The organism is Ensifer sp., assembly GCF_035999135.1.
Taxonomy (GTDB): Bacteria; Pseudomonadota; Alphaproteobacteria; order Rhizobiales; family Rhizobiaceae; genus Ensifer.
On sequence record NZ_DASYGZ010000025.1, the window covers coordinates 1 to 3,848 of the forward strand.

At 61.1% G+C, this 3,848-nt stretch carries 4 protein-coding genes; all 4 read right to left on the minus strand.

What is annotated here, in order from left to right:
• Positions 1-270, minus strand: a 270-nt coding sequence (locus VGO12_RS02055; protein WP_327494830.1) for an ATP-binding cassette domain-containing protein, incomplete at its 3' end; no start/stop codon positions are given.
• Between the two features lie 17 nt (positions 271-287).
• Positions 288-1,439: an amino acid ABC transporter permease gene (locus VGO12_RS02060; RefSeq protein ID WP_327511086.1), complete on the minus strand. Its 1,152-nt coding sequence runs from the start codon at positions 1,437-1,439 to the stop codon at positions 288-290.
• A gap of 4 nt (positions 1,440-1,443) precedes the next feature.
• Complete coding sequence (locus tag VGO12_RS02065; protein WP_327511087.1) at positions 1,444-2,637, minus strand: amino acid ABC transporter permease; 1,194 nt, start codon at positions 2,635-2,637, stop codon at positions 1,444-1,446.
• 92 nt (positions 2,638-2,729) lie between these two features.
• On the minus strand, positions 2,730-3,755 hold the full coding sequence (locus tag VGO12_RS02070; protein WP_327511088.1) for an amino acid ABC transporter substrate-binding protein: 1,026 nt from the start codon (positions 3,753-3,755) through the stop codon (positions 2,730-2,732).
• Between the last annotated feature and the right edge of the window lie 93 nt (positions 3,756-3,848).

Genomic DNA, 3,848 nt, shown 5'->3' on the forward strand with positions numbered 1-3,848 from the left:
GTCGATCTTCTTGAGGTCGTTGGTGAGCTCGATGCCGTCGACGACGATCTTGCCCTTCTGGTGCTCTTCAAGGCGGTTGATGCAGCGGATCATCGTCGACTTGCCGGAGCCCGACGGGCCGGCAATGACGATGCGCTCGCCACGCATCACCTTCAGGTTGATGTCACGAAGGACGTGAAAGTCCCCGTACCACTTGTTCATTCCAGTGATTTCGACCGCAACATCCGTGGCCGAAACGGTCATTTTGGAAGCAGTGGCTGCGTTTGCCATGCGATCCTCCCCTCATTTTATCGTTTATGGGCCGTGTCGAGCACGCGTTCCATGAAGCCTGAATAGCGCGACATACCAAAGCAGAAAAGCCAGAATATGAAGCCGGCGAAAATTAGCCCCGAGATCGGCGTGACCGACGAGGCCCAGTTGGCATCGGTGAAGTTGAAGCGAACGATGCCGAGCAGGTCGAACATGCCGATGATCGACACCAGCGACGTGTCCTTGAAGAGGCCGATGAAGGTGTTGACGATACCCGGGATCACCAGCTTCAGCGCCTGCGGCAACACGATGAGGTTCATCTTCTGCCAGTAGCTGAGGCCGAGCGAGTCCGCGCCTTCATATTGCCCCTTCGGAATGGCCTGCAGGCCGCCGCGCACCACTTCGGCCATGTAGGCGGACGCAAAGAGCGACACACCGATCAGCGCCCGCAGCAGCTTGTCGAAGGTGACGCCCTGCGGCAGGAACAGGGGCAGCATGACGCTGGCCATGAACAGCACGGCGATCAGCGGGATGCCGCGCACCAATTCGATGAAAGCGGTGCAGAGCATCTTGATGACGGGCATGTGCGACCGGCGCCCGAGCGCCAGCAGAATGCCGAGTGGCAGCGACACCGTGATGCCGACGTAGGACAGGATGAGCGTCACCATGAGGCCGCCCCAGAGCGGCGTCTCGACGAAGGTCAATCCAAACCAGCCGCCCGGAAGCAGGATCAGCGCGATCACCGGCAGGACGCCAAAGAGCAGGATGGCGTTGAGGCCCTTGTAGGGAACCTTCGGCATGGCCATGGGAACGAGGAAGAGCACGAAGAGGATGCCGACCAGGGTCGGCCGCCAGCGCTCCTCGATCGGGTAGCGACCGTAGGCGAACTGATCGATCTTCGCGTTGACGAAGGCCCAGCACGCGCCGCTCCAGCCTTCCGGCTGCGAGCCCCCTTGCGCCACGGTCGCGCAGACCCCACGCCCGCCGCCGGTCCAGGCGGCGTCGACAAACAGCCATTGGATGGCGGGTGGCACCAGCCATGCCAAAAGAAGCAGGCTGATGATGGTGAGAACGGTATCCTTCGGCGTGGCGAAGAGATTTGTGCGCAGCCACTGGAAGAGGCCGCCTTCTGCGACCGGCGGTGCGGAACCCTCGATCATCGAGGTTCGGACAAAAGTTGCCTGGTTCATCGTCTTATCTCTCCACCAGGGCCATGCGGGCATTGAACCAGTTCATGAACAGTGACGTCGCAAGGCTCAGCGACAGGTAGACGATGATCCAGATCGTCACGACCTCGATCGACTGGCCCGTCTGGTTGAGGATCGTGCCGCCGACGGCCACGAGGTCGGCGTAGCCGATCGCGACAGCAAGCGACGAGTTCTTGGTCAGGTTCAGGTATTGGCTTGTGAGCGGCGGAATGATGATCCTGAGCGCCTGCGGTACCACCACGAGCCGCGTCGTCAGGCCCGGCCTGATCCCGAGCGCATGCGCAGCCTCGGTCTGCCCCTTGGAAACGCCACGTATACCGGCGCGCACGATTTCGGCGATGAAGGCGGCCGTATAGAACGAGAGCGCGAGGTAGAGCGACAGGAATTCCGGTCCGATGACCGAGCCACCGGTAAGGTTGAATTTGCCGGCCACGGGAACGTCGAAGGTGATCGGCGATCCGCTGGCAAGGAATGTCAGGACCGGCAGACCGATGACGAGGCCGAGAACCGTCCACAGGAGCGGGAAACGCTGTCCGGTGGCTTCCTGCTTCCTGCGCGCATAGCGCGCAACGACGAAGCTGGCGACGATCGCGACGACGAAGGCCAAAAGCGTGTACTGCGAGCCGTCGCCAAAGATCGGTTTGGGGAAGGCGAGGCCGCGGTTGTTGAGGAACATGTTGAACGGCAGGGCCGCCGATTCACGCGGCTGCGGCAGGATCGCGAGAACGCCGCTGTACCAGAAGAAGATGACGAGCAGCGGCGGGATGTTGCGGAACACTTCAACATAGGCGAGCGACAGCTTGGCGATCAGCCAGTTGTGCGACAGCCGGCCAATGCCGACCGCAAAGCCGATGGCGGTGGCCGTCACGATACCGCAAACGGCAACGAGCAGCGTGTTGAGCAGACCGACGACGAGGGCGCGCTGATAGGTGGAATCGCTGGTGTAGGCGATCAGCGACTGGCCAAGGTCGAAGCCGGCGCGTCCTTTCAGGAAGTCGTACCCGGAGGCGATATTCGCCCGTTTGAGGTTCTCGATCGTATTGGCGGCGACCCAATAAACGAAGGCCGCGAGTACGATGACAGTGATAACCTGGTAAAAGATCGCCCGTACTTGCGGGTCGTTGATGATCGACCCCGACGGTTTGCTTTTCTCAGGCGCAGTTGTGACGCCAATCGCCATGCAATGCCTCTTTCCCCTTTTCACCCTTTTGGGTGTTTTTATCGTTGGGATGGGGAAGCGGTGGCCCGCTTCCCCGGTCTTGAAACAGTCGCTTAGCGGACCGGCGGAGCGTACTGGATGCCGCCCTTGTTCCACAGCGCGTTGAGGCCGCGCTCGATCTTCAGCGGGCTGCCGGCGCCGATGTTACGGTCGAAGACTTCGCCGTAGTTGCCGACGGCCTTGATGATGTTCACGGCCCATTCGTTGGTGAGGCCGAGGTCGGTGCCGATCTTGGTGTCAGCTTCGACGCCGAGGAAGCGCTGAACGTCCGGGTTGGCGGACTTCTTCATTTCTTCGACGTTGGCCTGGGTGATGCCGAATTCTTCAGCCTGGATCAGGGCGTAATGGGTCCAGCTGACGATATCGAACCACTTGTCGTCACCCTGGCGTACGGCCGGGCCGAGGGGCTCCTTCGAGATGATTTCCGGCAGGATCATGTGATCGTCCGGCTTCGAGAGGGTCAGGCGCAGCGAATATAGGCCCGACTGGTCGGTCGTGTAGACGTCGCAACGGCCAGCGTCATAGGCGGCGTTGACCTCTTCGAGCTTTTCAAACACGACCGGATTGTACTGAAGGTTGTTCGCCTTGAAATAGTCGGCCAGGTTGAGTTCGGTGGTGGTGCCGGTCTGCACGCAGACGGCTGCGCCCGAGAGTTCGAGGGCCGATTTGACGTTCAGGCTCTTGCGAACCATGAAGCCCTGGCCGTCATAGTAGTTGACCGGGCGGAAGTTGAAGCCGAGCGCGGTGTCGCGGTTGATCGTCCAGGTGGTGTTACGGGCAAGCACGTCGACTTCGCCGGACTGCAGCGCCGGGAAGCGTTCCTTGGCCGAGGTGGGCGTGTATTTCACCTTGCTGCCGTCAGCAAAAATCGCGGCGGCAATCGCCTTGCAATAGTCCACGTCGAAGCCGCTCCAGTTGCCCGAAGCGTCCGGTGCGGCAAAGCCGGCAAGGCCGGTGTTCACGCCGCATTGGACAAAGCCCTTGGCCTTCACGTCATCAAGGGTGCCGGCAGAAGCCGCCTGTGCGCCAATCCCCATGACAGCAGCGCCAACGAGAGCTGTCAGAATTCTTTTTGCCATTTTTAGAACCTTTTTCTGTTGTCGTTAGTTCCCGTCTGCAGCAGCGCATCCCAGGCGCGTGCAGCCTCCGCCACCCTCCTGGCGCGAGTGCCG

Bases quoted from the DNA above. Each gene is read 5' to 3' on its own strand.
- VGO12_RS02060 (WP_327511086.1), bottom strand. From the start codon at position 1,439: ATGAACCAGGCAACTTTTGTCCGAACCTCGATGATCGAGGGTTCCGCA.
- VGO12_RS02065 (WP_327511087.1), bottom strand. From the start codon at position 2,637: ATGGCGATTGGCGTCACAACTGCGCCTGAGAAAAGCAAACCGTCGGGG.
- VGO12_RS02070 (WP_327511088.1), bottom strand. From the start codon at position 3,755: ATGGCAAAAAGAATTCTGACAGCTCTCGTTGGCGCTGCTGTCATGGGG.